The sequence below is a fragment of the Vreelandella profundi genome, assembly GCF_019722725.1.
In the GTDB taxonomy this organism is placed as follows: domain Bacteria; phylum Pseudomonadota; class Gammaproteobacteria; order Pseudomonadales; family Halomonadaceae; genus Vreelandella; species Vreelandella profundi.
The window spans coordinates 3512322-3535206 of record NZ_CP077941.1 but is presented as its reverse complement, the minus strand read 5'-3'; the positions used below and the strand labels follow the sequence as shown (position 1 = coordinate 3535206).

Here is a 22885-nt window from a genome sequence, read left to right as displayed (position 1 = left end):
GAAATTATATGATTTTTTTGTCAGCACGCAGGCGCGCGCAGTGTCCGTCCGCCAGTATGCGCTAAGCGGGTTTTAATCGGCAAGCCATTGAGTGCAACGCTAAGTCGTTAACCGTTTAAAGCGGGGTTAGCTTGGCAAACCCAAGCACCAGCCACTTAACGCCTTCACCGTCAAAGCTGACCTGCACACGGGCGCGGGCACCTTCGCCTTCCGCATTTAAAATCACCCCTTCGCCAAAGACGGGGTGCTCAACTCCCTGGCCGACGTGCAGGCTGGGAATATCGCCGCTGCTTTCGATACTTTGCTGAGCAAAGGAGGTGCGGGATGCCGTGACCGGGCGTGAAATGTGTCCGCGTAGGCGTACTTCTTCGAGCAGGTGTGGAGGCAGTTCGCGCAAGAAGCGCGAGGGGCGTGGAAAGACCTCTTTGCCGTGCAGGCGACGAGTTTCAGCGTGGGTCAGGTAGAGCTTCTGCATAGCGCGAGTGACGCCGACGTAGCATAGTCTGCGTTCCTCTTCGAGCCTGCCCGGCTCTTCAAGCGACATTTTGTGCGGGAACAGGCCTTCCTCGACACCGGCAATGAACACCACGGGGAATTCGAGGCCTTTGGCGGAGTGCAGCGTCATTAGCTGCACGCTGTCCTCAAATTCTTCGGCTTCGTGGTCACCGGCATTGAGGGCCGCTTCTGAAAGAAAGGCTTCCAGCGCCGCCATGCCTTCCCCCGCTTCGGGCGCTTCAAAAACGTCGCCCTGGGTAAAGGCGCGGGCAGCGGTGACCAGCTCCTCCAAGTTCTCTACTCGGGCTTGGCCTTTCTCACCGCGCTCGCTTTTGTGATGCTCAATCAAGCCGGTATGAACCGTCACATGGTCGATAATTTCGTGCAGCGCCATGCCAGAGACATCGTTGTCGAGCTGCTCAATCAGGTTGGTGAAGATTTGCACCGCATTGGCCGCGCGGCCTTTTAGCGAACCATCATTTATTGCATCGTGCAGTGCTTGCCACAGCGGAACGCTTTGTTCACGAGCGCGCAGGCGAACAATCTCAACGGTGCGTGTGCCAATGCCGCGAGTAGGCACATTGATCACGCGCTCTAGTGATGCATCGTCATCACGGTTGAGCATCAGGCGCAGGTAAGCCAGGGCGTTTTTGATTTCAAGACGCTCGTAAAAGCGATGGCCGCCGTAAATACGGTACGGCATGCCTTGGCGAATCAGCGTTTCTTCGAGCAGCCGCGACTGGGCGTTGGAGCGGTACAGAATCGCGATGTCGCGACGATTAAAGCCTTCGTCGACTTTTTCTTTGATGGTGTCGACGATATAGCGGGCTTCTTCCAGATCGTTAAAACCGGCGTAGATCGATATGGGCTCGCCTTCAATGCCATCGGTCCACAGATTTTTACCCATCCGTTCGCTATTGTTGCTGATCAGCGTGTTGGCGGCTTCTAGAATCGCGCTGGTGGAGCGATAGTTCTGCTCAAGACGCACGGTATGGGTTTGCGGAAACTCATTCTCAAAGCGGCTGATATTTTCTACTTTGGCGCCGCGCCAGCCGTAAATTGACTGGTCGTCATCACCGACGGCGGTCATTGGTGTTTTCATACCGGTGAGTAGTTTTAGCCAGGCGTATTGCAGGGTATTGGTATCCTGAAACTCATCTACCAATACGTGGCCAAAGCGCTCCTGGTAATGGTTTAACAGCGCCGGGTTATCGCGCAATAGCTCCAGGCTTCGCAGCAGCAGCTCACCGAAATCGACCAGGCCACCGCGCTCGCAGGTTAGCTGATAGCGCTCATAAAGCTCGACCATTTGCCCCATATAGGCATCGCCATCGACATTAACCTGATGGGGGCGCAGGCCTTCCTCTTTGCAGCCGGAAATAAAATGCTGCACTTGGCGAGGCGGATAGCGCTCGACGTCGACCGAATAATCTTTCAACAGCCGCTTAACCAGGCGCAGCTGATCGTCAGAGTCGATGATTTGAAAGTGTTGCGGAAGCTTGGCGTCCTGCCAGTGGGTGCGCAGCAGACGGTGGGCGATAGAGTGGAAGGTGCCGACCCACACATGGCGCAGCGAAATGCCTTGCAGCGCCTCAAGGCGCGTGCGCATCTCTTTAGCGGCTTTATTGGTAAACGTCACTGCTAACAGCGCGTAGGGCGAAAGCCCTTCGGCCTGCATTAACCAGGCGATGCGGTGCACCAGCACGCGGGTTTTCCCGGAGCCTGCCCCCGCGAGTACCAGCAGGTTGCCTTGAGTAGCGCTCACTGCTTCGCGCTGGGCGGAGTTGAGCTGATCGAGAATCGCCGTGACGTCGTCCATAGTAGCCGCTGCCGGATAAAAAAATAGGCGGCCAGTTTAGCACAGCCTACCCACTGGCTGTGTATACAGTGATGGCGGCTTAGTTTCTTTTAAGCCTCAAGACTCTTCTGGAAAGCGCAGAGTGTTGAGACTCTTCTTGACGGCTTTGAGCTGTTCGGCAAGTTTCGGGCCACGTGTTTTGGCGACGCCCACGGCGAGAACGTCGATTAACACCAGGTGGGCAATGCGAGAGCTAAGCGGCGTGTAGATCTCGGTGTCCTCGTGAACATCGATATACAGCGGCAGGCTAACTTCCTCAGCCAGCGGCGAGCCGCTAGGGCACAGGCCAATTACCGTGGCGCCCGCTTCGCGAGCCAGACGAACGCTGGCGACTAACGCCTTGGTTCGCCCTGTCTGTGAAATCGCCACGACGACATCGCCATCGTTCAACGTTACCGCGGACATGTTCTGCATGTGCGGGTCGGCGTAGGCAGAGGTCGAAATTTGCAGGCGGAAAAACTTGTGCTGGGCATCAAACGCTACCGCGCCAGAGGCACCAAAGCCGTAAAACTCCACCCGGTTGGCCATGGCTAAGGCATTAACGGCGCGGCCGAGGGCCTCGTTATCCAAGCGGTCGCGGACTGACAGCAGTGTGCCCACGGTTGAATCAAAGATGCTGTGCGAAAACTCAGCGACTGAATCGCTGTCATTCATCGAGAATTGCGCGAACTGGCTACCGCTGGCCAGCATTTGCGCCATCTGCAGCTTGAAATCCTGAAAGCCGTTGCAGCCTAGCGCCCGGCAAAAGCGCACCACGGTGGGTTCGCTGACCTTCGCTTCGGTGGCTAAATCCACAATACGCATGTGGATAACCTCTTCTGGGTTGCGCAGTACAAACCGCGCCACTTTCTGCTCGGAGCGGCGAAAGTGCTCCATGCGGCGTCTCATCTCATCGAACAGGGCGCGACTCACATTCAGCTCCTTGGCTCTCCGGCATACTGGGAGGCTCAGCAAGACTGGGTTATCCAGATGCGTTGACCACCAATATGCACTGCGCTGCGTTTGCAGCTTTAGATTCGTGCGGCGTTAAGCCTTTGCCACAGTATGCCTGACGGATAGCTCAAACGGGGAAGGAAAGCGACATAGAGGCTAGCGTTTAATATCCGTTAGGCAGTTTTTTTACGATCAGTCATCATTTTGTCAAGTAGGTTATAGTAAGAAGTGAAGTGCTGCACTGCATCGTCTTGGCGATTGTGTGAAGAAAGGCACTCGCCATAGGTGCAGGTGAACGAGAGCATATTCACCTGGAGGAACGTCGATTATGAGAAACGTCGAACGCATCACCTCGGTTAAAAGCGAGCTGCTTGATATTTTAATGAGTATGCAAGTGGATGAGCATGCTCAGCGTCAGCGAAGCGCTGCCCAGCGCAGCCTAAGAGCGCGGCGTGGTATTGAGCTGCATCGTGAGTTTCAGAAATTATCGCGGGATATCGCCCCCTTGCCCGATGAAGAACGGCAAGAGAGCGAATTGCACTGAGGCTAGAGTAAGCCTCGGGGCGGTGGCGGCTTAAATAAGCCCTGTCACGAAGACAATAACGACGCCTGCGGGCGCTACATAGCGCGCGATGATGTTCCACACGCTGATGCCGGTGGCTGACAGCCCAAGTTCGGCCTCTACGCTTTCGCGTTTAAAGCACCATGCGACAAACACAATGGCGCCGAGGCCGGTCAGCGGCAGCAATACCTTGCTGGTAAAGGTATCCAGGAAGTCAAAAATGTTGAGGCCAAACAACAGCACGTCGGACCACACATTGAATGACAGCAGCGCCGCGACACCCAGCAGCCAAACCGCAATACCGCTTACCAATGTCGCCATTACGCGAGAAAGCGAGGTGCGCTCTTCAAGCATTTCAACGGCCGGTTCAAGCAGTGAAATCGCCGAGGTAAGCGCAGCAAAGGTTAATAGCAGGAAGAACATCAGGCCTAAGATCGTGCCGCCTGCCATATTGCCAAATGCCAGTGGCAGCGTGACAAAGATTAAGCCGGGGCCTTCGCCTGCGCCTAAGCCATTGGCAAAGACGATGGGGAAGATGGCTAATCCCGCCAGCAGAGCGATAGCGGTATCCAGAATGATGACCGTACGCGCGGTGCTGATCAGGTTAACGTCTTCACCCAGGTAGGAGCCGTAAGCCATCATAATCCCCATGCCTAGCGACAGGGTAAAGAACGCTTGCCCCATCGCGGCTAGCACGACACCGCCCGTTAGCGCGCTCCAGTCAGGCCGGAACATAAAGGCCAGTGCCTCGCCAAAATAGCCGCTTGCCACGCCGTAGCCCACCAGTATCAGCATCAGCACAATAAGCGCTGGCATCATTAGGCGAGCCGCGCTCTCCAATCCTTTCGTCACCCCGCGGGCTACAATCCCAACGACTAATATCATAAAGGCAGAGTGCCAAAGCAGTAGCGTAGTCGGGCTGGCTAGCATGCCTCCAAACAGCTCGCTAATACTGTCGGCGTCCTGGCCATTAAAGGTGCCAATGATCGAACCTAGCGTGTAGTTCAACGACCAGCCGCCGATGACGCTGTAAAACGACAGGATCAAAAAAGCGGCTAATACACCGCTGGCGCCTATTAATGCCCATGCGGGTGATTTGCCGTTCTGTTTCGCTAAATCAGCCATGGTATTGATGGGATTTTTTTGGCCGCGCCGGCCAATCATCCATTCCGCCACTAGAATCGGCAGGCCCACTAACGCAACACACGCTAGATACACCAATACGAACGCCGCGCCGCCGCTTTCGCCCGTCATATACGAGAAACGCCAGATGTTTCCCAGGCCTACCGCCGATCCTGCGGCAGCCAGCACAAAGCCCATACGAGATGACCATTGTGCATGTGCAAGTTTCGCCATACATCACCTATTAAGTCGATTGTTGTGTAAGTACTGAAGGTAAGCAGTAAGTCTGCGCTGCGCGCTAGTTTTCGGAAAATTGAGCCATTCCCAGCGTTATTTTCCGAAAGTAAGCGCAATTTATCTGATCAATAGCCAGCATGCCAGTTAGCTGACCTAAAAAGGTGCCCTAAAACAGCTGGCTTTGCTTCTCGCCAGCAAAAGGAGCAAGCGGAGGTAGCGGCGTTATTTCTCCTAATGCGTTATACAGCCAGCGGGCCAAGTGAGGAGACTCGCGATTGTCAGCAGTATGCACAAATAAGAAAGGGGTTTTCCCCTGACTTATCCACAGCTTTATGCGGGGTATCCAGGCAGTGAAGTAGTCACTATTAATTGTTTTGTCAATATGGCCAATGAACCGAATCACCGGATTATTTGCCGTGGAAAGCACGTGAAGTGGGAGTTTCGGCTTTTCTTGCTGGGCATGTGCCAAGCCCAGATGGCCATTGGCAGGGGTAGAGAAGACCGGGCGCACGTCGAGCATTACCCGATTGGCTGAATAAGTTATCAACAGACGGTTAAGCGCTTTTTCAGCGGCGCCTTTGTGGAAAAACTCAGGGTGGCGTACCTCCACCGCGCAAGGCAAGTGGGCAGGCCAGTCAGCCAGCAGCGCTTCAAGCTGAGGCAGCTCTTGCGGGCCAAAATCCCGAGGCAGCTGCACCATCGTAGGTCCCATACGGTCGTGAAGCGGTTCAAGTGCGGCTAAAAATGCCCACGCATCCTCTAAGCGCATTAATCGTTGATCATGGGTCACGCTGGCAGGTAGTTTAAAACAGAAGCGAAAGTGGGGCGGCGCCTGGCGGGCCCAGGCGGCAATGATGGCAGGCTTGGGCGTGCCGCTATAAAACGTGGTGTTACCCTCAACGCTGGAAAATACCGCGGCATAATCGCTAAGTAGCTCTGTTTTCGCATGGCGCGGATAAAGACTGCCCAGCCAGTCATGATTGGCCCACATGGGCAAGCCTAGGTAGAGAGGAAGCGTCATGAAGCGATGCCTATATCAACAGAGTCAGGCGCTAGTATGCCGCCTAATGTGGTTATCTGCAGGCATGGCCTAGCGCCATTAGCAGGTTAGGTGATAGAACAGATAGCTAGGCTAAATAATGTGTTACTTCACCGTATGGAAGAAAGCAATGAGTCAGGGAAAAGTATTGGTATTACATGGGCCAAATTTGAATTTGCTAGGTAGTCGCCAGCCAGAAATCTATGGGTTTGAGACATTAGATGATGTGAATAACATGCTACGAGAGAAGGCGGTAATGGCCGATTGGGACATTACCTGCTTACAAAGTAATCATGAAGGGGGGCTGATTGATGCTATTCACGCCGCGCGCCTTGATGGTACTCAGGCGATTATCATCAACCCCGCCGCCTATACGCATACCTCTGTGGCCATCCTTGATGCGCTCAATGCTTTTGATGGCCACGTCATTGAGGTGCATTTATCTAACGTCCATAAGCGCGAAGCCTTTCGGCATCATTCCTATATCTCACTGCGTGCAGACGGGGTAATTGCCGGGCTAGGCGTTCAGGGGTACCGGGCTGCATTAGAAGCAGTGATGGCTAATTAACGTGCAGCTGAATTTGCGCAGCCTTTTTTCGTACGATAGGTAAGTAAACATTCACTAATGTATTAAAGTCGACTCTGGCGGCATTGGTACTTATGTTGATAGCTCCCAAAAGATGCTTTTTAGCATCATATACTGGGGCGGCTATGGAGCGTAGCCCTGGGTCTAGCTCTTGGTCAGAGATGGCATAGCCTTGTTGGCGGGCGTTTAGAATCTTATCTCGTAGTTGATCAATATTGGTAATGGCTTTATCTGTGTGCGGCTGTAGCTCAACAGTGGATAAAAAGAGTTCAAGATCCGTATCACTCAGCTGCGCCAGCAGTGTGCGCCCCATGGACGTATAGGCTGCCGGTAGACGCGTGCCCACAGAAAGCGTAATGGTCATCAGGCGATGTTTGGCCGCTGAGCGGGCCACATACACCACATCATTACCTTCCAAAACGGCTAGTGACGATGATTCTCCTGTCTCATCGGTGATTTCTTCCAGGTATTGTTGAATCACGCCTTGGTAGTTATTGGCAGATAAAAATGCGTAACCAAGTTGTAACACCTGCGGCGTGAGCTCAAAATAACGCTGCTGCTTACGCACATAGCCAAGAGCATGCAATGTCAGTAAGAAACGCCTCGCTTTTGCTCTATTCATCCCCGTTCGCGTCGCGACTTCACTTAACGTCATGCGTGGATGTTCGTGATCAAAGGTGCGTATCACCTCCAGGCCGCTCGCCAGGGCCGTTACAAAGTCACGGCTATCTTCATTAAGCGTTTCTTCTTGCATGTTTACTATCCGTTATTTTTAAGTCACTAAAAGAGTACTGTAAAATAGTTCGCTATGCGAACTATTGTATTTGATTATCTAAAGCGCCCGCCGTCTGGATCGCCCTGCCGGCTTCATATACTAAAGTTGTGTTTTGCTCAGGGGGGACAAAGAAGTAATCTTGTTGTATGTAGTACGAATACTTGTACGCTGTGCGCACAAAAAACAATGCATTACAGGAAGAAAAAATGAAAAATATCTTAAGCACAACATGCATCGCCGCTTGCAGCGGCGCACTGGCACTGGGTTTGATGGCATCTACTGCCAGCGCCGATGAGTGGCCGACAAAAGATGTTCATCTTATTGTTCCATATGCACCGGGTGGCACTACGGATGTGCTGTCGCGCCGCGTTGCTGATTTGCTTCAGCAAGAGCTGGACGCCAACGTGATTGTCGAAAACCGTCCTGGGGCGGGCTCCACGGTAGGAACTGGTCGAGTCGCTCGCGGCGGGCGTGATGCCGATCACACGCTGCTGATGGCATCACCGGGACACACTATTGGCGCCGCGATTTATCCAGGCCTGACCTATGATCCGGTCGAGGATTTTGTTTTCCTACAAAACATGGTCGATATCCCGAACGTCATGGTCGTGCCGGCAGATAGCCCTTACCAGAACGTTATCGAGTTTATCGAGGCAGCGAAAGAAGAAAACATGACGTTTAGTCACAGCGGCGTGGGCAGCTCTATCCACATGTCGGGTGAGCTGTTCAAAACATTGACCGATACCAACATGACGGCAGTACCTTTTGCCGGCAGTGGTGCATCGCTTCCGGCACTGTTAGGTGGCGATGTGGATGTTTCTTTCGAGAACATGCCAACCGTGCTTTCGCACATCCGTTCGGGTGACTTACGCGCGCTGGCCGTTACTTCAGCCGAGCGTTCTGAGTATTTACCGGATGTTCCCACACTGTCGGAAATCGGTGAATATAATCTTGATCAATTTGTTACCACCGCATGGTTTGGTCTGATTGCCCAAAGCTCGTTCCCAGAAGAAGCCCAAAGCGTTATGCAAGATGCATTGGCCAATGTCATGCAGCGGGAAGAGTTCCTGGACTTCGCCAAACAGCTAGGTGCGGAGCCGGGCAAAGTGGCCGGTGACGAGTTTAAGCAGTTCATCATTGATGACTTACAGCGCTGGGAAGCGGTTGCTGAGCAGGCGGGTATCAGCCAGTAAGCGAAGTCATTCATTAATTTAGTATTGAGGCGAGGGCTGATGCCCTCGCCTCTCTTGTTTCTTTGGAGAAGGTAGCGATGACGACATCGGACCCCAAGCGCAGGGTGAAGATAAAAGACGCCAGTGATGTGATCGCGGGGATTGCTCTATTGGGCTTTTCCGCGGTGCTGGTTTTTTACCTTGTGCCCAACTACATCAATGAGCCGGCGATTTTGCAAAATCCGATGATGTCACCTCGCTGGCTGCCGAACATCGTGGGCTGGTTGATACTGCTGTTTTCTATCCTTCTCATCTTTCAAGGTTTGCTGGTGGAATCCAGCCCCGAGGAGGATGAACGGAGGATAGAAAAAGGTTCGTCACTGCGCTTCATCATGATGGTCGCTTCATTAGCGATTTATATCGGCTTTTTTGAAACGTTAGGCGCGGTATTCTGCGGCATTTTGGCAACCGTTGTCTTATTTGTGGCGCACCCTGTTCGCACGTGGTGGGTATATAGCATGGCATTTTTGTTTCCGATCGTCGTGACACTCTTATTTGCTGAAGTAATGAATGTGCCGCTTCCGATAATGCCGTATTGGCACTAAGTCGCTCATTATTGTTTTAGGTTAACTATTGTTGGTGAACCACTCTAGGTGAACTATGGAAAATTTTTCGGAAGTCATACAGTTATTCTTTAGCGTGCAAAACTTCCTGGCGATTGCAGCAGGCGTGGTTATTGGCGTCGTGGTCGGGTCAATTCCAGGGCTGACCGCAACGATGGCGGTAGCACTGGCGCTGCCTTTTACCTTCTCAATGCAGCCCATCGCCGCTATTTTACTGTTGGTCGGCATTTATAAAGGCGGTATGTACGGTGGTTCGATTACCGCTATATTGATACGCACGCCAGGTTCTCCTGCCTCGGCCTGTACGCTGCTTGACGGCTATCCGATGGCGCAACAGGGGCATGCGAAAAAAGCCCTGAAGGCGGCGCTTTATTCGTCGGTGATTGCCGATTTTATCTCCAATATCGCCCTGATCTTCTTTGCTGCTTATCTTGCCAAGATTGCGCTTAATTTCGGAGCCCCCGAATTCTTCTGGCTGATCTGCTTTTCATTGACCATCATTATTTCGCTCGCTAGCGGTTCCATGATTAAAGGGCTGATGGCCGCGTTGTTGGGCATGCTGCTCTCTTTAGTAGGATTAGACAGCGTATTCGGTTCGCAGCGCCTGACGTTTGATAACTATAACTTGATGGATAGCATCTCTTTTATCCCGCTGCTGATTGGTCTTTTCGCGATACCGGAGATCATGGAGTTTTATCGTAAGAAGGCAATACCGCATATTAAAGCGAAAGCAAGCGGCGTTGGTTTGACCTTTGCTGAGCTTAAGCGCTGCATGAAAAGTATCGTTCGCGGAAGTTTGATCGGCGTCGTTATTGGGGCAATTCCCGGTACGGGAGCCACCGCAGCGGCTTTTATTTCTTATAGCGATGCGCGGCGTCGATCTCCTAATAAAGCCAATTTCGGTAAAGGCGAGGTTGAAGGGGTGGCCGCAGCCGAGGCCGGTAACAACGGCGTTGCGGGCGCTACGATGATTCCGCTGCTTTCGCTCGGGATTCCCGGCGATGTTATCACCGCGATCATCCTGGGTGCCTTTATGGTGCATGGTCTGACGCCTGGGCCGATTATGTTCCAGGAGAACTTGCCACTCATCTATGCACTTTTCATGGGTATTATGCTTAGCTCCGTTATCTTGCTTGTGGTGGGCAATGTCGCTATCAAGTACTTCTCGTTAATTGCGGATATTCCTAAGTCGATTCTATTTCCTATCGTACTGATGTTCTGTGTCTACGGCTCTTATGCCGTCAATAACGACGCCTTTGATATAGGGTTAATGGTGGCCTTCGGGGTGATGGGCTATATATTTAATCGTGCTGGTATACCCGCAGCGCCATTTCTTATCGGCTTTATTCTTGGCCCGATGTTTGAAGATAACCTGCGTCGCTCGCTGTTAATTGGGTCTAACGATCTGTCGATTTTTGTGCGTGGTCCTATCACTTGGGTCTTCATCGCACTGACGGTCGGCTCTATTGCCCTGGCGCTGTATCGCTTTGTAGAGGCGCGCCGCAAGGCAAAGCAAGACGATTCGACGTCAACGAGCGCCTAATAGCGGCCAAATAACACTCGGCAGGAGACGGCGCGATGGCGGGACCACTGACAGGCTTACGAGTACTGGATTTAAGCCGAGTGATGGCCGGTCCCTGGTGCACGCAGATACTGGCTGATATGGGGGCGGAGGTTGTTAAGATTGAGCACCCAACGCTGGGTGATGATACGCGTCACTGGGGCCCTCCCTGGCTAAAAGATAGCCAGGGCAATGATACCGCTGAGTCGGCCTATTATCTTTCGGCCAACCGCGGCAAGCATTCGGTAACGGTCGATATTAGCCAGCCGGAAGGGCAGGCGTTGGTGCGTGAGCTGGCAGCACAGAGCGATATTTTGGTTGAGAACTTTAAGAGTGGCGGGCTTGCGCGTAAAGGGCTCGATTACGCCACGTTAGAGGCCATTAATCCGCGCTTAATTTACTGCTCGATCACCGGCTTCGGTCAGACGGGGCCCATGGCCTCTATGGCCGGCTATGACTATTTGATCCAAGCTCAGGCGGGGCTAATGAGCATTACCGGTGCCGCCGATGGGGAGCCTGGCGCCGGGCCGCAGCGCGTCGGCATGGCCGTCTCCGACCTGACCACTGGTATGAATGCCACCATTGCTATTCTCGGTGCCCTGCATCACCGGCACTTGACCGGGGAGGGGCAGTACATTGATATGGCATTGCTCGATGTGCAGGTCAGCTGGCTGGCTAATCAGGCGCTTAATTATTTTTGCAGCGGGAATTCTCCAGCCCGTACCGGCGAGTACCACCCTAATCTCGTGCCTTACCAACCGTTTCCGACCGCCGACGGCGAAAAAGTGATCATCGCCATCGGCAACGATGGGCAGTTTAAGCGGTTTTGCGAGGCGATAGAGCGGCCAGAGTTAGCCGTGGATGCGCGCTTTAGTACCAACCCTGAGCGGGTAAAGCATCGGCTAGAGCTAATCCCGATCATGGTGGCGATCACGCGAACGCGCACCAGCGGTGAATGGATAGCTGCCTTGAGTGCCATCAGCGTGCCCTGTGGGCCTATTCAGACGATTGCTCAGGTGTTTAATGACCCGCAGGTTCAAGCGCGTAATATGAAGATAGCGTTGGCATCTGAAATGGGCGACGTGCCCGGTGTGGCTAATCCTATTAAGTATTCCAAGACACCCCTGGAATATCGCAAGCCTCCGCCTAAATTAGGCGAAGATACGGATCAGATTCTGCACAATTTACTGCGCAAGAGCGCTCTAGATATCAGCGCTCTGCGTCAAAAAGGCGTGGTGAAATAACCACCTGTTAGCCGACGGTGACGCCGCCACACACGAACAGCGTCTGGCCCGTAATGAACCCGCTGCGCTCGTCACAATAGAAACTGACCGCTTGGGCGACATCTTCAGGCTGGCCCATGCGCTGCAGGGGAATATTATCAATGATACGACGGGCACGCTCAGAGTCAGGCGGATTGTTTTGCCAGAACGCGCTGGTCGCGATGGGGCCGGGGGCAACGCAGTTGACCGTGATGTTATGCTGAGCAAGCTCTAGCGCCCAGGTTCTGGCCATAGACTGCAGCGCTCCCTTTGTGGCGCTGTAAACTGTACGGGCTTCTTTGCCAAGCACGACACGGCTGGTATTCAACACGATGCGGCCCATGCCGTTGGCTTTCATGGCCGGCAGCAGCGCCTGGGTGCAGACCAGCGCTGAGCGCGCATTTAAGTGCATTAATTTATCAAAGTCCTCAAGCTGCACTTCCTCAAGCAGTGCCGGTGCCACAATACCGACATTATTGACCAGCCGGGTCACCGAATAGCGTTCGGCAATCTCAGCCATCACGCGCCGAGTGGCATCGGCATCGGAAAGGTCGACTTGACGCGCATGCGCTTTCAACGAAGCCGCCTCCGGCTCGACGATATCCACTACGATAACCTGATAGCCATCCTGTTGTAGGCGTAAGGCGATAGCTTCGCCAATGTTTCTGGCCCCGCCGGTAACCACCGCGCAGTGTTGTAAGGTGTTTTCGTGTTGAGCAGAGTGTTGACTCATTCCGATATTTCCAGCCTATGTCGATCAAGTGAGCCTGCGCTTAGCGGGCAAGCAATAAGTGTTTTTTATGCATCGTTCTCGTGAACTGACGAAGGATGCTTACACAGCGGCTTTACCTGGATATCCATATAAGGAAACAGGGGTAAACCGCTAATAAGATCTTGAAGTTCCGCGTTGTCATCAACGTCAAAAATGCTGACATTGGCGTAACTGCCCGCCACCCGCCAAAGATGGCGCCACTTACCCTGGCGCTGTAATTCCTGAGAGTAGGCTTTTTCTTTCGATTTAATCTCAGCGGCTTGCTCGGCTGGCATATCCGGCGGTAGTTTTACGATCATTTCCACATGAAACAGCATCGTACGTCTCCCTTGGGTTAGCGTTACAGAGTGTTTTGGCGATTTAGGTAGGCTTGCCGCCAGCGCACGATGTTGACCTCGGCGAATAGCTCCGCTTCATGGAAGGGGTCAGCCTGAATAAAGCGCTCAGCCTCTTCGCGGCTGTCTAGATCGACTAAATAAAGGCCGCCAGAAGCCGTGGTGCCGTCATCAGAAAGCTTGGCACCACAGGCCAACAATAATGTGACGTTGGCGTCCAGATACTCTAAGTGAGCCTGGCGCACTTCCAGGCGTAGCACCTGGTGGTCTGGCTTGTCGAACGTTTCGATGAGAAAGGGCATACGCGAATCCTTTAATAAGATTAGTCAGCAGCGCTCATTAGGCGCCAAGATAGCCCCAGATCAGTACGGCGCTGGCATAGATGATTCCCAGATAAATCAGGATTAGCACCATATAGCCCATCACGTCGCGTAACTTCAAGCCTGAGATAGCCAGTACCGGGAGAATCCAAAACGGCTGAACCATGTTGGTCCATTGATCGCCTATCTGTACGGCCAGTGCCGTCGCTGCCTGGGAAGCACCTAGTTGTGTTGCGGCTTGCACCATAACTGGACCTTGAACCGCCCACTGACCGCCACCGGAAGGGGCTAACAGGTTGATAATGCCGCCGCTGATAAACGACCAGATAGGCAGTGTTTGTGCGCTGGAGATATCCACAAAAGTATTGGCGAACGACACTACTAAGCCCGAGCCGACCAAAATGCCCATGATCCCCGCGTAAAAAGGATATTGCACGATGATGCCGGAAACGATGCGCACCCCGTCTGCCAAGGCAGCTAGGTAATGGGCCGGTGACGCAAACAGCAGTATGCCGAGGAAAAGGAAAGCGAAGTTGACCGTATTAAGGTTTAGCGAACCGCCATCAAACGCATACAGCGCGATATACAGCATCCCTAGCAAGCCAATACCGATGCCCACCCATCTGCTGTGATTCATGCGCTCAGCAACGGTGGCTTTTTCGCCTTTAGCAAGAGGGACTTCGGAAGGTTTAGCGACTGAGCTTGGATCGATTTCAACAATGTCTGCGGCTTTTTTAGGGTGCAGCCAAGCATTGAAAAAGGGCAGGGTGAGAAGAATAAAGGCGCTGGTGATCAAAAGAATAGGAGAGAAGATTGTTTCGCTAAGCGGTATCAGGCCGATAGTGTCCTGCAGAAAGTGCCCTTCGGTGGCAATCAGCAGCGGCACGCTACCCGACAGGCCAATGCCATAAAGCGCAAAGCCAGAATACGCGGCGGCAATCACCAGAGGGTAGTGCAGGCCTTTCACGTTCAGCGCCAGCTTCTGGGCAACGATTCCGCCGATCACCAGCCCGAACCCCCAGTTCAACCAGCTCCCGATACCGCCCACCAGGGTCGCGACGACAATCGCCATAAAGGGTGTTTTAACGCGCGCAGCGATACGGTTAAGGGAACCGTCTACTAGCGGCGTTTTGGCTAGAATATAACCCGCTAAAAGAATAACCGTCATCTGCATGCTAAACGCGAGTAAGTCCCAGAATCCGTTGCCCCAATAACGCACCGCATCCAATGGGCTGGTGCCCTGCATCAACATGGCCAATAGCATGGTCAGCACGGTCAGCAGTATGGCAATGACCAGAGGGTCAGGCATATAACGATTAACGAGCCGGGTGAAGAAATTGGCCAGCGCATTCATTGGTAAATACCCCTATTGTCGGCATATTCGACATTGTCTACTATGTGCGCACAGCGTACATAAGTTCGTTTATTGGTGTCATAGTTAACCCGCTTATGATTTTATTCAATGCGACGTTTGTCTAGGTCTAACTAAAAAGCTGATCAGACGCCGTGAAGGGAGCAAAGCTAATGCAACAAGATTCATTGCAAGCTGTCGTGGTGGGAGCCGGCACAATGGGCACCACGTTAGCTAAGTTGATGGCCGCGCAGGGTGTTTACGTCGTGGTGGTGGATACCAACCCGCAGGTGCTGGAAGCCAGCCGCCTGAGTATGGGGGCGTGCGCTGCTAACGTTTGTTTCACCACTCAGTTGAAGATGAATCAGGCCCCAGATTTTGTGATCGAAAGCGTGACCGAGAATATTGCCATCAAGCAGAAGGTCGTGGCCCAAATCGAGGCCAGCGTGGCCGATACCACGATCATAATGACCAATACCTCGGGTATCCCTATTGATGATATCGGGAGCAGCCTGCGCCTACCGCAACGTTTTCTAGGTACGCACTTCTTTAATCCGGCAGACATTGTTCCTACCGTAGAAGTGGTTCCCGGTAGCCATACGGAGGCTGCGGTCGTGGAGACGACGTGTCGCTGGCTAAAACAGTTGGGAAAACGCCCGGCGGTGCTCAATACCTGCGTGCCTGGGTTTGTCGCCAATCGAATTCAGCATGCCATTATGCGTGAATGCCTCTCGCTATTAGAGAAAGGCGTGGTAGAGGCCGAGGCGCTGGATGACATCGTGCAGTACTCCATCGGCGTGCGCATGGCGCTCAATGGCCCGCTATGCCAGCGCGACCTTAACGGGCTAGATATTCACCTGAATATCGCTCGCTACCTTTATCCAGATCTTGATGCGCGTGATGAACCTGCTGCGCTGCTTGAAGATTATGTTGCCCAGGGGCGTCTAGGTGCCAAGACCGGGCGCGGCTTTTACCGCTGGAGCGAGGAGTCCCGGGCGCAACACCAGGCTCAGGAGCGAGAGAGCCTGCAACGTATTATTGCCATTGCCACACAGCATGAGCAAAAAGGAGAGTCATGAATCAGCCTCGATGGAAACAGCGCCCTGAAGGCAGTAACTGGGGTGATTTCGGGCTCGATGATCAGCTAGGTCGGGTCAATCTGATTGGGCCTGAACAGGTGCTCAAAGGCGTTAAGGAAGTGCTTGAGGGCGTAACGTTCTGCCTGTCGCTGCCGCTGGATATTCCTGGTGGCAAGGTGCTGAATCCTCGCCGCTCACCGCCAAAGCTGTCTCCCACGGCGCTCGGTGATGACCAGTACATCAATTTTCCTCTGGCCACTCATAGCCCAGAGTTACAGGACGTTATTAGTGACGATCAGGTTCAGCTCTCGCTGCAGTACTCCACACAGTGGGACTCGCTTGCCCATGTGGGCGCGCTGTTCGATGGCGATAACGACGGGCAGCCAGAGCGTCGCTATTACAACGGCTATTTAGCTGACCAGGATGTGCTCAATTTGAGCCAGCAGCCCGATCAGCAACACGGCTCTTATGCCCAGCGTTTGGGCGTTGAAAATATGGCCGTACATGGCATGCAGGGCCGGGCCGTGTTGGTTGATTTGGTTCGGGTATTTGGCATGGGAAGAACGCTGGTAGGACATACGGCGTTGATGGCGGCGCTGGAGCAACTGAACGTGGTGGTTGAGCGTGGCGATATGCTGGTATTGCGCACGGGTTTCGCAGAGGCGTTGCTGGATATGCAAGGCAAGCCACAGCCGGACGTGCTGAAAAATACCGGCGCCGTGCTCGACGGCAGCGATCAGGCCCTGCTGGCGTGGATCACCGACAGCGGAATTTCGGCCATCTGCGCTGATAATTACGCGGTCGAGAACGCGGATCGCGAATTGGCGCCTGGCTGCTGCTCTAAGCTTCCATTGCACCACCACTGTTTATTCAAACTCGGCTTGCCGCTGGCGGAGCTGTGGTATCTGAAGGACTTAGCCCAATGGCTGCATAGCCGTGAACGTAATCGGTTCTTACTGACAGCGCCACCGCTGCGCTTACCCGGTGCGATAGGTTCACCGGTCACGCCGGTGGCAACTGTTTAGTGAAAGAATAACGGGGCTGGATGTATAGGGAGCGAAGAAGATTGCCACTGCTTTGCTTATATTTAATGTAAGCAAAAGTATTGATTAGCTTTTTTGCCTACTACGTTGAGTGATTAGAAGGCCAGTAATCCCTCCATCGTCAACAGTCCAATAATCAAACTCAGCGTGAAAAATGAGGAAATAGTCGCGACCAACATTGCAGCAGCACTCATACCTCCTGCGCCATAGCGTTGGCCGATGAGAGGATAAATACTGATCATCGGGGCGGCGGCGAAAAGTATTGCCCCTACTTTGTAGAGTGGGTCGATATCGGGCACCAGCGAAAACGCTATGAAAATCACTAGTGGGTGAATAAGTAGTTTACCTATCACGATTTGACCTACGTCGCGGGCCATGCCCTTAACCTGCAAGCCAAACAGCGTGCCACCAATTACAAATAGCGCCGCAGGGCCAGCGGCGTCGGCGAGCAGAGTCATCGCTTTATAAATGGGGGCAGGTAAGTTTAAGTTGCTCACTGAGAGGGCAATTCCGATAAAAAGCCCTATCAAGACAGGGTTCTTGGCTAAGTTAAGAGCTGTCTGCTGTATCGTTTTCCCGAGGCTTGTCCCTTTTTGGCTACCCATTTCAGCCAAGATGAGCGCGATAGGAATAATGATCAGTGTTTCAATGACCATGTTCAGCGCCATGAGGATGGCCGCTGGAGAGCCGATAACCATGGCTGCCACTGGATATCCCACAAAACCGCTGTTGGACGCCGCCATACCCAAGGCCTGCATCGCACTGGCATGCAGCGGTTGACGCTGTAGTTTGAAACACAGCAATAAACTCGCGCCGAAAACGATGATGGAGCCCAGCCCATAAGCGAGCAGATAGTTAAGCTGCAGAATCTCTTCTAGCGGCTGCTGGGTTAGCGCGCGAATCACCAGGGCGGGCAGCGCGCAGTACAATACAAAAATCCCCACGCCTTGTATCTGATCACGCTGAATAATGCCGCTCCACCTCGCTACATATCCCAAGCTAATCAATAGAAAGATGGGCGTGGTAATACTAACAATAGCGAGCATTGTGGCCTCTTTAGCGCATGAAGATGAATCGACATTTTCGAATAACGAATCATAGTACGTTATTTTGCTAGGGCTTCATTGCACGAGCTTTCTGGTAAAAACGTTATGGCCTCAACGTTGTAGCCTCGTCTTTATAGACTGGAATGAGTGGCTGGTGTCACTAACTGTTCGATATAGTGAGTACGCAGCGGGATAACATGCGCATCGATCTGTTCAGAGGCGATGCGGTCTGCAGTGAAAAAGCGAAACGCATCCACGCCTTGAAAAACGAATAGGTCGACACCTGAGAGCATTTTAGCGCCGGCCTGATGGGCGGCGTTTAAAAGCTCGGTATGGGCTGGTATGTACACGGCATCAAACACCCAGTGCTGGGCGCCAAGTTTTGTTGTATCGATTGGGCAGCCGGGGTGGTTGATGTGACCAATCGGCGAGCAGTTGACCACGCCCTGCCAATCAGAAACCTTCTGCTGCGCCTGCTCTGGGGTAACGCAGTCCGCGTTGATACCCATGGCGTTAAGATCACGGCTTAGCTTCTCTGCACGGGTGGCATCGTTTTCAAGGATATGAATGCAATTGACCGCAAGCTCACCCAGCGCACAGGCTACTGCACGGCCCACGCCACCGGCACCGATCAGCAGCACATCGCTTGCGGGCTGATGGCCAAAAGAATGGCGATAGGCGCTGATAAAACCAGTGTAATCAGTGTTTTCAGCGCGCAGGCCGTCAGCGTCAAACAGCAGCGTGTTGGCGGTGCCTACTCGTTGTGCGCCTTCGCCACGAATGTCAGCCAGCTGCGCGGCTTTCTCCTTAAAAGGGAAGGTGACATTGGTGCCCCGGTAGCCCTTCGCGCGCAGCCTTTGTATCGCGCTGGGAAAGTCAAAATCTGCCACCCCCAGGCTATCGACTAAATCGTAGCGTACCGGCTCGCCCAAGGAGGCGCCCAGGCGTTCGTGTAAATCGGGAGATTGCGACTTGGCGATGCCTTCTCCTACTAATCCGAGCTTGATCATGCTTGGCTCTCTCTCGCGTCGTGGTTTGGCGTGTCTTGAGCAATGCCGTCAATCGCCGCTTCCAGGCGCTGCTGCGCGGTGACGCGCACAAAGGCATTCGGCGCGCCCAGCCCCTGGTAGCCGTCACGCTGCACTAGCTCAAAGAAAAACGCCTGTCGGCCGGGCTGGGTATACAGCTGATAGAAGTCGCCATGGCTGTCTTGATCAAAGAGGATGTGGTGCGCCTGCATCCACGCTTGTGTTTGCGCAGGAAGGTCAACGCGTGCGGCCAAGTCGCGGTAGTAGTTACCGGGAATCGGCAGTACCGGCGTGCCCGCTTGCTGTAGCGCTTTACTGGTGTCTCGCATGGCGTTGGTGCGAAGGGCAACATGGTGAATCCCTGAGCCGCCGTATTGGCGTACGAAGCGGTTGCTGGCGGTATCCGGCGAGGCACTGGCGTTAAGCGCCAGGCGAAAGCGGCCGTTGTAATTTTGCAGCACCTGACTCTGGATCAATCCGCGAGGATCGGTGACATCGAAAGAGGGCGTTGGCTCCAGCTGGAAAATGGCGCGGTACTGCAGCATCAATGAGAGGTAGTCGTGGTAGGAAAGCGCCACGCTGATATGGTCGATATCCACTAGCGACCCCTGGGGGACGGGCTGCGCATCGACAGGGAACTCGCGATCCCAGGTACGGCTTAGCTGCGAGTCGTCAATAATATAGGAGAGACTGCCGTCGACATTGCGCAGGGCGCTCATGCGGTGGGTGGCGTCCACCTCTTCGGGCTCAACAATGGCGTAACCAAGCTTGTCCGCTCGTTTGAACGCTTCATAGGCATTGCCCACGCGCAGGCCAATGGCGGTGACGGCTGTGGCATCGCGCCCCGGTACACGGCCCGTGAAGTTCGCTTCGGTGTTGAGCACCAGATTAACGTCGCCCGCGGCCCAGCGCTCGGCATTGAGCGTATGGTGGCGCCCCACACAGATCATTCCCAGTGCGCCGAGCAACTCGCGCAGCGGTGCTAAATCGGTAGGCTCAACGGCGATTTCCAGAAAGGCGACCGACTCAATCGGCTGCGGTGCGGGAATGCCGCTGTCACTTTGCATGCTGCGCAGCAAATTGTAGGAGCGTAAACCGTCACGGGCCGTCTGATCGCTGTGGCCCATGCGAAAGATATCGTTAAAAATTTCATGGGAGAGCGGGCCGTCGTAGCGGGTTTCCTCCAGCATGGCCATGAACTTATCCATCTGCAGCTCACCCTGGCCGGGGAAGCAGCGGTAATGGCGGCTCCACGACAGATGATCCATGGAGAGGCGCGGCGCATCGGCGGTCTGTACCAGAAAGATGCGATCGCCTGGAATGCGGCCAATGGTGCCAAGCTCTGTCTGGCGAGAGAAAATATGGAAGGTATCCAGCACCAGGCCAACATTGGGATGAGCGGCACGGCGCACCACTTCCCAGCTGTCGCGGTAGTCGTGAATATGGCGCCCCCAGGCTAGCGCCTCATAAGCCACGCGTAGATCGCGCCTTGCAGCACGCTCGCCCAGCTCATGGTAGTCATCGGCGGCGCGGCTTAAGCCCGGCAGGGCGTCGGGATGCACGGTACTGCATGCCATGAGCAGGTCCGTGCCGAGCTCCTCCATTAGATCAAACTTGTGCTCAGCGCGGTCAAAAGCCCGCTCCCGGGCGCGCCCCTGGAGACCTTCAAAATCGCGAAACGGCTGGAGCGTCACCAGCTTGAGGCCGCGGGAGCGTATCAGCTCGCCGGCCTCCAGTGGGGTGCCGGTAAATGCCGTTAGGTCGTTTTCAAATAGCTCAAGCCCCTCAAAGCCAGCTTGAGCAATGGCGTCTACCTTCTCTTCCAGCGAGCCGCTTAGGCACACCGTGGCAATGGACGAGTACATGGCATCACGCTCCTTACAGTGAGTAATATCAGTAACCCGCCAGGCGCGGCAGGAAGGTAACCAGCGCTGGTACGAAGGTAATCAGCAGTAGAATCAGAAACTGCACGCCCAGCATTGGCAAAATGCGGCGGATAATCGGTCCCATTCCCACACCGGAAACGGAGTCAGCGACAAACAGGCACAGCCCCATGGGCGGTGTGATCAGCCCCATCATCAGGTTGAAGATCACCACGATGCCGAAGTGCAGCGGGTCGATACCCAGCGCCATGGCAATGGGGTGAAGGATCGGCACTAGCACTAAGATGGCCGCGATACCCTCTAAAAACAGGCCCACCACCAGCAGTAGTAGAATCACGGCGATCAGGAAGGTCCACTGAGTATCGATACTCATCAACGCCCACTCGGTGAGCATGTTGGGCACGCGTTCGAACGTTAATACCCAGTTGGCGGCCGCAACGGCTCCCATGATGACCATGATCACGGCGCTATCGCGCATGGCACGGGCGAAGATGCCGGGCAGGTTCACCAGTTTGATATTGCGGTAGAGCACCACGCCCAGAAGCAGCGCGTAGATCACGGCAAAGGCCGCCGCCTCGGTGGGCGTGACGATACCGGCAAGAATGGCGCCTACCACAAATACCGGCATCAGCGCGGGCAGCAGGCCGTGGAGAAGCGCATGGCGGCGAGACTGTTGCTTCGACTGGGTCGCACCCAGATCACCGGCGAAAAAGTAGACGTAGAGGGAAAGTCCCAGCGCCAGCAGAAAACCTGGCACGATACCGGCCAAAAACAGCCCCGGCACCGACACGCCAGAGACCGTAAGCGCGTAAATAATCACCGGAATGCTGGGCGGAATAATCGGGCCAATCACCGATGAGGCAGCGGTGAGTGCGGCAGCAAAATCGCGCGGATAGCCCTCTTTTTCCATAGCCGGTATAAACACCCGACCAAGCGCCGAGGTATCGGCAATCGCCGAACCAGAAAGACCGGCGAAGATGACGGATGCCCAGATATTGACGTGTGCCAGCCCGGCTTTGAGGCGACCAACAATGGCAGTGGCCAGGTTAATAATGCGATGCGTGATGCCCGCTTCGTTCATCAGCTCGCCGGCCAGAATGAACAGCGGGATCGCCAGCAGCGGGAAGGACTCCATGCCGCCAAAAAATTGCTGAGAGACGATACGGATGTGGTAAGGCAAATCGCCGGTGCTCATCAGCACCGTCAGCGATCCGAGGATGGCAAACGCAAACGGCACGCCAAGCAGTATGAGGGCTAACAGCAGCACAAAGATCATGAGGCGATCTCCTCATCGACGTGCTCGGTTAAACGCAGTCCCGCCATCACGGCTGCCGATAGGCTAAGCAGCGCGCCGCCCAGTAACATGGACGTTTGAAACAGCCACATAGGCATGCCTGTACTCGATGAAGTACGCCCGCCGCGTGAAGCGATGAATTCAACCGCTGAAACCATCAGGCCAATGCCGATCGCAAGTACCGCTAGGTCGATAGCAACCGCCTGCCAGCGCACCCAGCGCGGTGGCAGCAGGCGACGAATAAGATCAAAGCCGATGTGCTTGTCCTGTAAGTACGCCCAGGACATGCCAAACATCAGGCCGTAAATCATCAGATAGATGGCGGCGTCTTCTCCCCAGCTAATAGAGCCGCCATAGGTGTAGCGCGCAAAGGCATTGCCTGCGACCAGTAGAAACATCAACGTCATGGCAAGCCCGGCCAAACTGCCATTGAACAGGATCAGGCCGCGGTGTATGCGGGCAAGAAGATGAGACATAAAAGCACCTTCGTTCGATTGTCAGGCACACAG

The 22885-nt window shown here is 54.2% G+C and carries 22 protein-coding genes; 8 read left to right on the top strand and 14 right to left on the bottom strand.

Going from position 1 to position 22885, the window contains the following annotated elements; translation table 11 throughout:
- Nucleotides 1-115: 115 nt before the first annotated feature.
- The gene (uvrD, locus tag KUO20_RS16205; protein WP_235040826.1) at nucleotides 116-2314 is read right to left on the bottom strand and encodes a DNA helicase II; all 2199 of its coding nucleotides are present in this window, start codon (nucleotides 2312-2314) and stop codon (nucleotides 116-118) included.
- A gap of 96 nt (nucleotides 2315-2410) precedes the next feature.
- Entirely contained in the window at nucleotides 2411-3265 is an 855-nt protein-coding gene (gene hexR / locus KUO20_RS16200; RefSeq protein ID WP_235040825.1) for a transcriptional regulator HexR, read from the bottom strand.
- 349 nt (nucleotides 3266-3614) lie between these two features.
- On the opposite strand from hexR, the gene KUO20_RS16195 reads away from it, so the two are divergent.
- Nucleotides 3615-3830 carry a PA3496 family putative envelope integrity protein gene (locus KUO20_RS16195; protein ID WP_235040824.1) on the top strand — a complete coding sequence of 72 codons (216 nt, stop codon included), beginning with the start codon at nucleotides 3615-3617 and terminating at the stop codon, nucleotides 3828-3830.
- 30 nt (nucleotides 3831-3860) lie between these two features.
- Here KUO20_RS16195 and KUO20_RS16190 read toward each other — a convergent pair whose 3' ends face one another.
- On the bottom strand, nucleotides 3861-5204 hold the full coding sequence (locus tag KUO20_RS16190; protein ID WP_235040823.1) for a sodium-dependent transporter: 1344 nt from the start codon (nucleotides 5202-5204) through the stop codon (nucleotides 3861-3863).
- 169 nt (nucleotides 5205-5373) lie between these two features.
- Nucleotides 5374-6228 (bottom strand): DUF72 domain-containing protein, encoded by an 855-nt coding sequence (locus KUO20_RS16185; protein WP_235040822.1) that lies wholly within the window; start codon nucleotides 6226-6228, stop codon nucleotides 5374-5376.
- A gap of 148 nt (nucleotides 6229-6376) precedes the next feature.
- On the opposite strand from KUO20_RS16185, the gene aroQ reads away from it, so the two are divergent.
- Nucleotides 6377-6814: a type II 3-dehydroquinate dehydratase gene (aroQ, locus tag KUO20_RS16180; protein WP_235040821.1), complete on the top strand. Its 438-nt coding sequence runs from the start codon at nucleotides 6377-6379 to the stop codon at nucleotides 6812-6814.
- Here aroQ and KUO20_RS16175 read toward each other — a convergent pair.
- Complete coding sequence (locus tag KUO20_RS16175) at nucleotides 6807-7586, bottom strand: IclR family transcriptional regulator domain-containing protein (RefSeq protein ID WP_235040820.1); 780 nt, start codon at nucleotides 7584-7586, stop codon at nucleotides 6807-6809. The two genes, aroQ and KUO20_RS16175, sit on opposite strands and share 8 nt — an antisense overlap.
- A 227-nt stretch (nucleotides 7587-7813) precedes the next feature.
- Here KUO20_RS16175 and KUO20_RS16170 point away from each other — a divergent pair, with 227 nt between their 5' ends.
- The 4 genes from KUO20_RS16170 to KUO20_RS16155 all read left to right on the top strand — a co-directional run bounded on the left by KUO20_RS16170 (nucleotide 7814) and on the right by KUO20_RS16155 (nucleotide 12207).
- A complete protein-coding gene (locus KUO20_RS16170) occupies nucleotides 7814-8800 on the top strand; it encodes a Bug family tripartite tricarboxylate transporter substrate binding protein (RefSeq protein WP_235040819.1) in 987 nt (328 codons plus the stop codon).
- A gap of 77 nt (nucleotides 8801-8877) precedes the next feature.
- Nucleotides 8878-9384, top strand: coding sequence for a tripartite tricarboxylate transporter TctB family protein (locus KUO20_RS16165; protein WP_235040818.1), 507 nt, complete (start codon nucleotides 8878-8880; stop codon nucleotides 9382-9384).
- 55 nt (nucleotides 9385-9439) lie between these two features.
- Nucleotides 9440-10945 carry a tripartite tricarboxylate transporter permease gene (locus tag KUO20_RS16160; RefSeq protein ID WP_235040817.1) on the top strand — a complete coding sequence of 502 codons (1506 nt, stop codon included), beginning with the start codon at nucleotides 9440-9442 and terminating at the stop codon, nucleotides 10943-10945.
- Nucleotides 10946-10980: 35 nt separating this feature from the next.
- On the top strand, nucleotides 10981-12207 hold the full coding sequence (locus KUO20_RS16155; protein ID WP_235040816.1) for a CaiB/BaiF CoA transferase family protein: 1227 nt from the start codon (nucleotides 10981-10983) through the stop codon (nucleotides 12205-12207).
- A 7-nt stretch (nucleotides 12208-12214) separates the two neighbouring features.
- Here KUO20_RS16155 and KUO20_RS16150 read toward each other — a convergent pair whose 3' ends face one another.
- From KUO20_RS16150 to KUO20_RS16135, 4 genes are all read right to left on the bottom strand, one after another.
- Entirely contained in the window at nucleotides 12215-12958 is a 744-nt protein-coding gene (locus KUO20_RS16150; protein ID WP_235040815.1) for an SDR family NAD(P)-dependent oxidoreductase, read from the bottom strand.
- A gap of 65 nt (nucleotides 12959-13023) precedes the next feature.
- The gene (gene catC / locus KUO20_RS16145) at nucleotides 13024-13314 is read right to left on the bottom strand and encodes a muconolactone Delta-isomerase (RefSeq protein WP_235040814.1); all 291 of its coding nucleotides are present in this window, start codon (nucleotides 13312-13314) and stop codon (nucleotides 13024-13026) included.
- Nucleotides 13315-13337: 23 nt separating this feature from the next.
- Nucleotides 13338-13634 (bottom strand): YciI family protein, encoded by a 297-nt coding sequence (locus tag KUO20_RS16140; RefSeq protein ID WP_235040813.1) that lies wholly within the window; start codon nucleotides 13632-13634, stop codon nucleotides 13338-13340.
- A 37-nt stretch (nucleotides 13635-13671) separates the two neighbouring features.
- A complete protein-coding gene (locus tag KUO20_RS16135; protein ID WP_235040812.1) occupies nucleotides 13672-15006 on the bottom strand; it encodes a short-chain fatty acid transporter in 1335 nt (444 codons plus the stop codon).
- A 170-nt stretch (nucleotides 15007-15176) separates the two neighbouring features.
- On the opposite strand from KUO20_RS16135, the gene KUO20_RS16130 reads away from it, so the two are divergent.
- Together KUO20_RS16130 and KUO20_RS16125 are read left to right on the top strand one after the other, a co-directional pair.
- A complete protein-coding gene (locus tag KUO20_RS16130; protein WP_235040811.1) occupies nucleotides 15177-16082 on the top strand; it encodes a 3-hydroxyacyl-CoA dehydrogenase NAD-binding domain-containing protein in 906 nt (301 codons plus the stop codon).
- Nucleotides 16079-17107, top strand: coding sequence for a cyclase family protein (locus KUO20_RS16125; RefSeq protein ID WP_235040810.1), 1029 nt, complete (start codon nucleotides 16079-16081; stop codon nucleotides 17105-17107). Before KUO20_RS16130 ends, KUO20_RS16125 begins: the two co-directional genes overlap by 4 nt.
- A gap of 113 nt (nucleotides 17108-17220) precedes the next feature.
- On the opposite strand, the gene KUO20_RS16120 is transcribed toward KUO20_RS16125, so the two are convergent.
- The 5 genes from KUO20_RS16120 to KUO20_RS16100 form a co-directional block, all read right to left on the bottom strand.
- On the bottom strand, nucleotides 17221-18171 hold the full coding sequence (locus KUO20_RS16120) for an AEC family transporter (protein ID WP_235040809.1): 951 nt from the start codon (nucleotides 18169-18171) through the stop codon (nucleotides 17221-17223).
- Between the two features lie 131 nt (nucleotides 18172-18302).
- On the bottom strand, nucleotides 18303-19181 hold the full coding sequence (locus KUO20_RS16115) for a shikimate dehydrogenase family protein (RefSeq protein ID WP_235040808.1): 879 nt from the start codon (nucleotides 19179-19181) through the stop codon (nucleotides 18303-18305).
- Complete coding sequence (locus KUO20_RS16110; protein WP_235040807.1) at nucleotides 19178-21064, bottom strand: bifunctional sugar phosphate isomerase/epimerase/4-hydroxyphenylpyruvate dioxygenase family protein; 1887 nt, start codon at nucleotides 21062-21064, stop codon at nucleotides 19178-19180. Before KUO20_RS16110 ends, KUO20_RS16115 begins: the two co-directional genes overlap by 4 nt.
- A 28-nt stretch (nucleotides 21065-21092) precedes the next feature.
- On the bottom strand, nucleotides 21093-22358 hold the full coding sequence (locus KUO20_RS16105) for a TRAP transporter large permease (protein ID WP_235040806.1): 1266 nt from the start codon (nucleotides 22356-22358) through the stop codon (nucleotides 21093-21095).
- Nucleotides 22355-22852, bottom strand: a complete 498-nt coding sequence (locus KUO20_RS16100; protein WP_235040805.1) for a TRAP transporter small permease — start codon at nucleotides 22850-22852, stop codon at nucleotides 22355-22357. Before KUO20_RS16100 ends, KUO20_RS16105 begins: the two co-directional genes overlap by 4 nt.
- Nucleotides 22853-22885 lie beyond the last annotated feature (33 nt).

Coding starts and splice junctions, on each gene's coding strand:
- KUO20_RS16165 (WP_235040818.1), top strand. CDS start 8,878: ATGACGACATCGGACCCCAAGCGCAGGGTGAAGATAAAAGACGCCAGT.
- KUO20_RS16155 (WP_235040816.1), top strand. CDS start 10,981: ATGGCGGGACCACTGACAGGCTTACGAGTACTGGATTTAAGCCGAGTG.
- KUO20_RS16130 (WP_235040811.1), top strand. CDS start 15,177: ATGCAACAAGATTCATTGCAAGCTGTCGTGGTGGGAGCCGGCACAATG.
- KUO20_RS16100 (WP_235040805.1), bottom strand. CDS start 22,852: ATGTCTCATCTTCTTGCCCGCATACACCGCGGCCTGATCCTGTTCAAT.
- aroQ (WP_235040821.1), top strand. CDS start 6,377: ATGAGTCAGGGAAAAGTATTGGTATTACATGGGCCAAATTTGAATTTG.
- KUO20_RS16115 (WP_235040808.1), bottom strand. CDS start 19,181: ATGATCAAGCTCGGATTAGTAGGAGAAGGCATCGCCAAGTCGCAATCT.
- KUO20_RS16125 (WP_235040810.1), top strand. CDS start 16,079: ATGAATCAGCCTCGATGGAAACAGCGCCCTGAAGGCAGTAACTGGGGT.
- KUO20_RS16190 (WP_235040823.1), bottom strand. CDS start 5,204: ATGGCGAAACTTGCACATGCACAATGGTCATCTCGTATGGGCTTTGTG.
- KUO20_RS16150 (WP_235040815.1), bottom strand. CDS start 12,958: ATGAGTCAACACTCTGCTCAACACGAAAACACCTTACAACACTGCGCG.
- KUO20_RS16185 (WP_235040822.1), bottom strand. CDS start 6,228: ATGACGCTTCCTCTCTACCTAGGCTTGCCCATGTGGGCCAATCATGAC.
- KUO20_RS16195 (WP_235040824.1), top strand. CDS start 3,615: ATGAGAAACGTCGAACGCATCACCTCGGTTAAAAGCGAGCTGCTTGAT.
- KUO20_RS16175 (WP_235040820.1), bottom strand. CDS start 7,586: ATGCAAGAAGAAACGCTTAATGAAGATAGCCGTGACTTTGTAACGGCC.
- KUO20_RS16140 (WP_235040813.1), bottom strand. CDS start 13,634: ATGCCCTTTCTCATCGAAACGTTCGACAAGCCAGACCACCAGGTGCTA.
- KUO20_RS16110 (WP_235040807.1), bottom strand. CDS start 21,064: ATGTACTCGTCCATTGCCACGGTGTGCCTAAGCGGCTCGCTGGAAGAG.
- uvrD (WP_235040826.1), bottom strand. CDS start 2,314: ATGGACGACGTCACGGCGATTCTCGATCAGCTCAACTCCGCCCAGCGC.
- catC (WP_235040814.1), bottom strand. CDS start 13,314: ATGCTGTTTCATGTGGAAATGATCGTAAAACTACCGCCGGATATGCCA.
- KUO20_RS16135 (WP_235040812.1), bottom strand. CDS start 15,006: ATGAATGCGCTGGCCAATTTCTTCACCCGGCTCGTTAATCGTTATATG.
- KUO20_RS16160 (WP_235040817.1), top strand. CDS start 9,440: ATGGAAAATTTTTCGGAAGTCATACAGTTATTCTTTAGCGTGCAAAAC.
- KUO20_RS16105 (WP_235040806.1), bottom strand. CDS start 22,358: ATGATCTTTGTGCTGCTGTTAGCCCTCATACTGCTTGGCGTGCCGTTT.
- KUO20_RS16170 (WP_235040819.1), top strand. CDS start 7,814: ATGAAAAATATCTTAAGCACAACATGCATCGCCGCTTGCAGCGGCGCA.
- KUO20_RS16120 (WP_235040809.1), bottom strand. CDS start 18,171: ATGCTCGCTATTGTTAGTATTACCACGCCCATCTTTCTATTGATTAGC.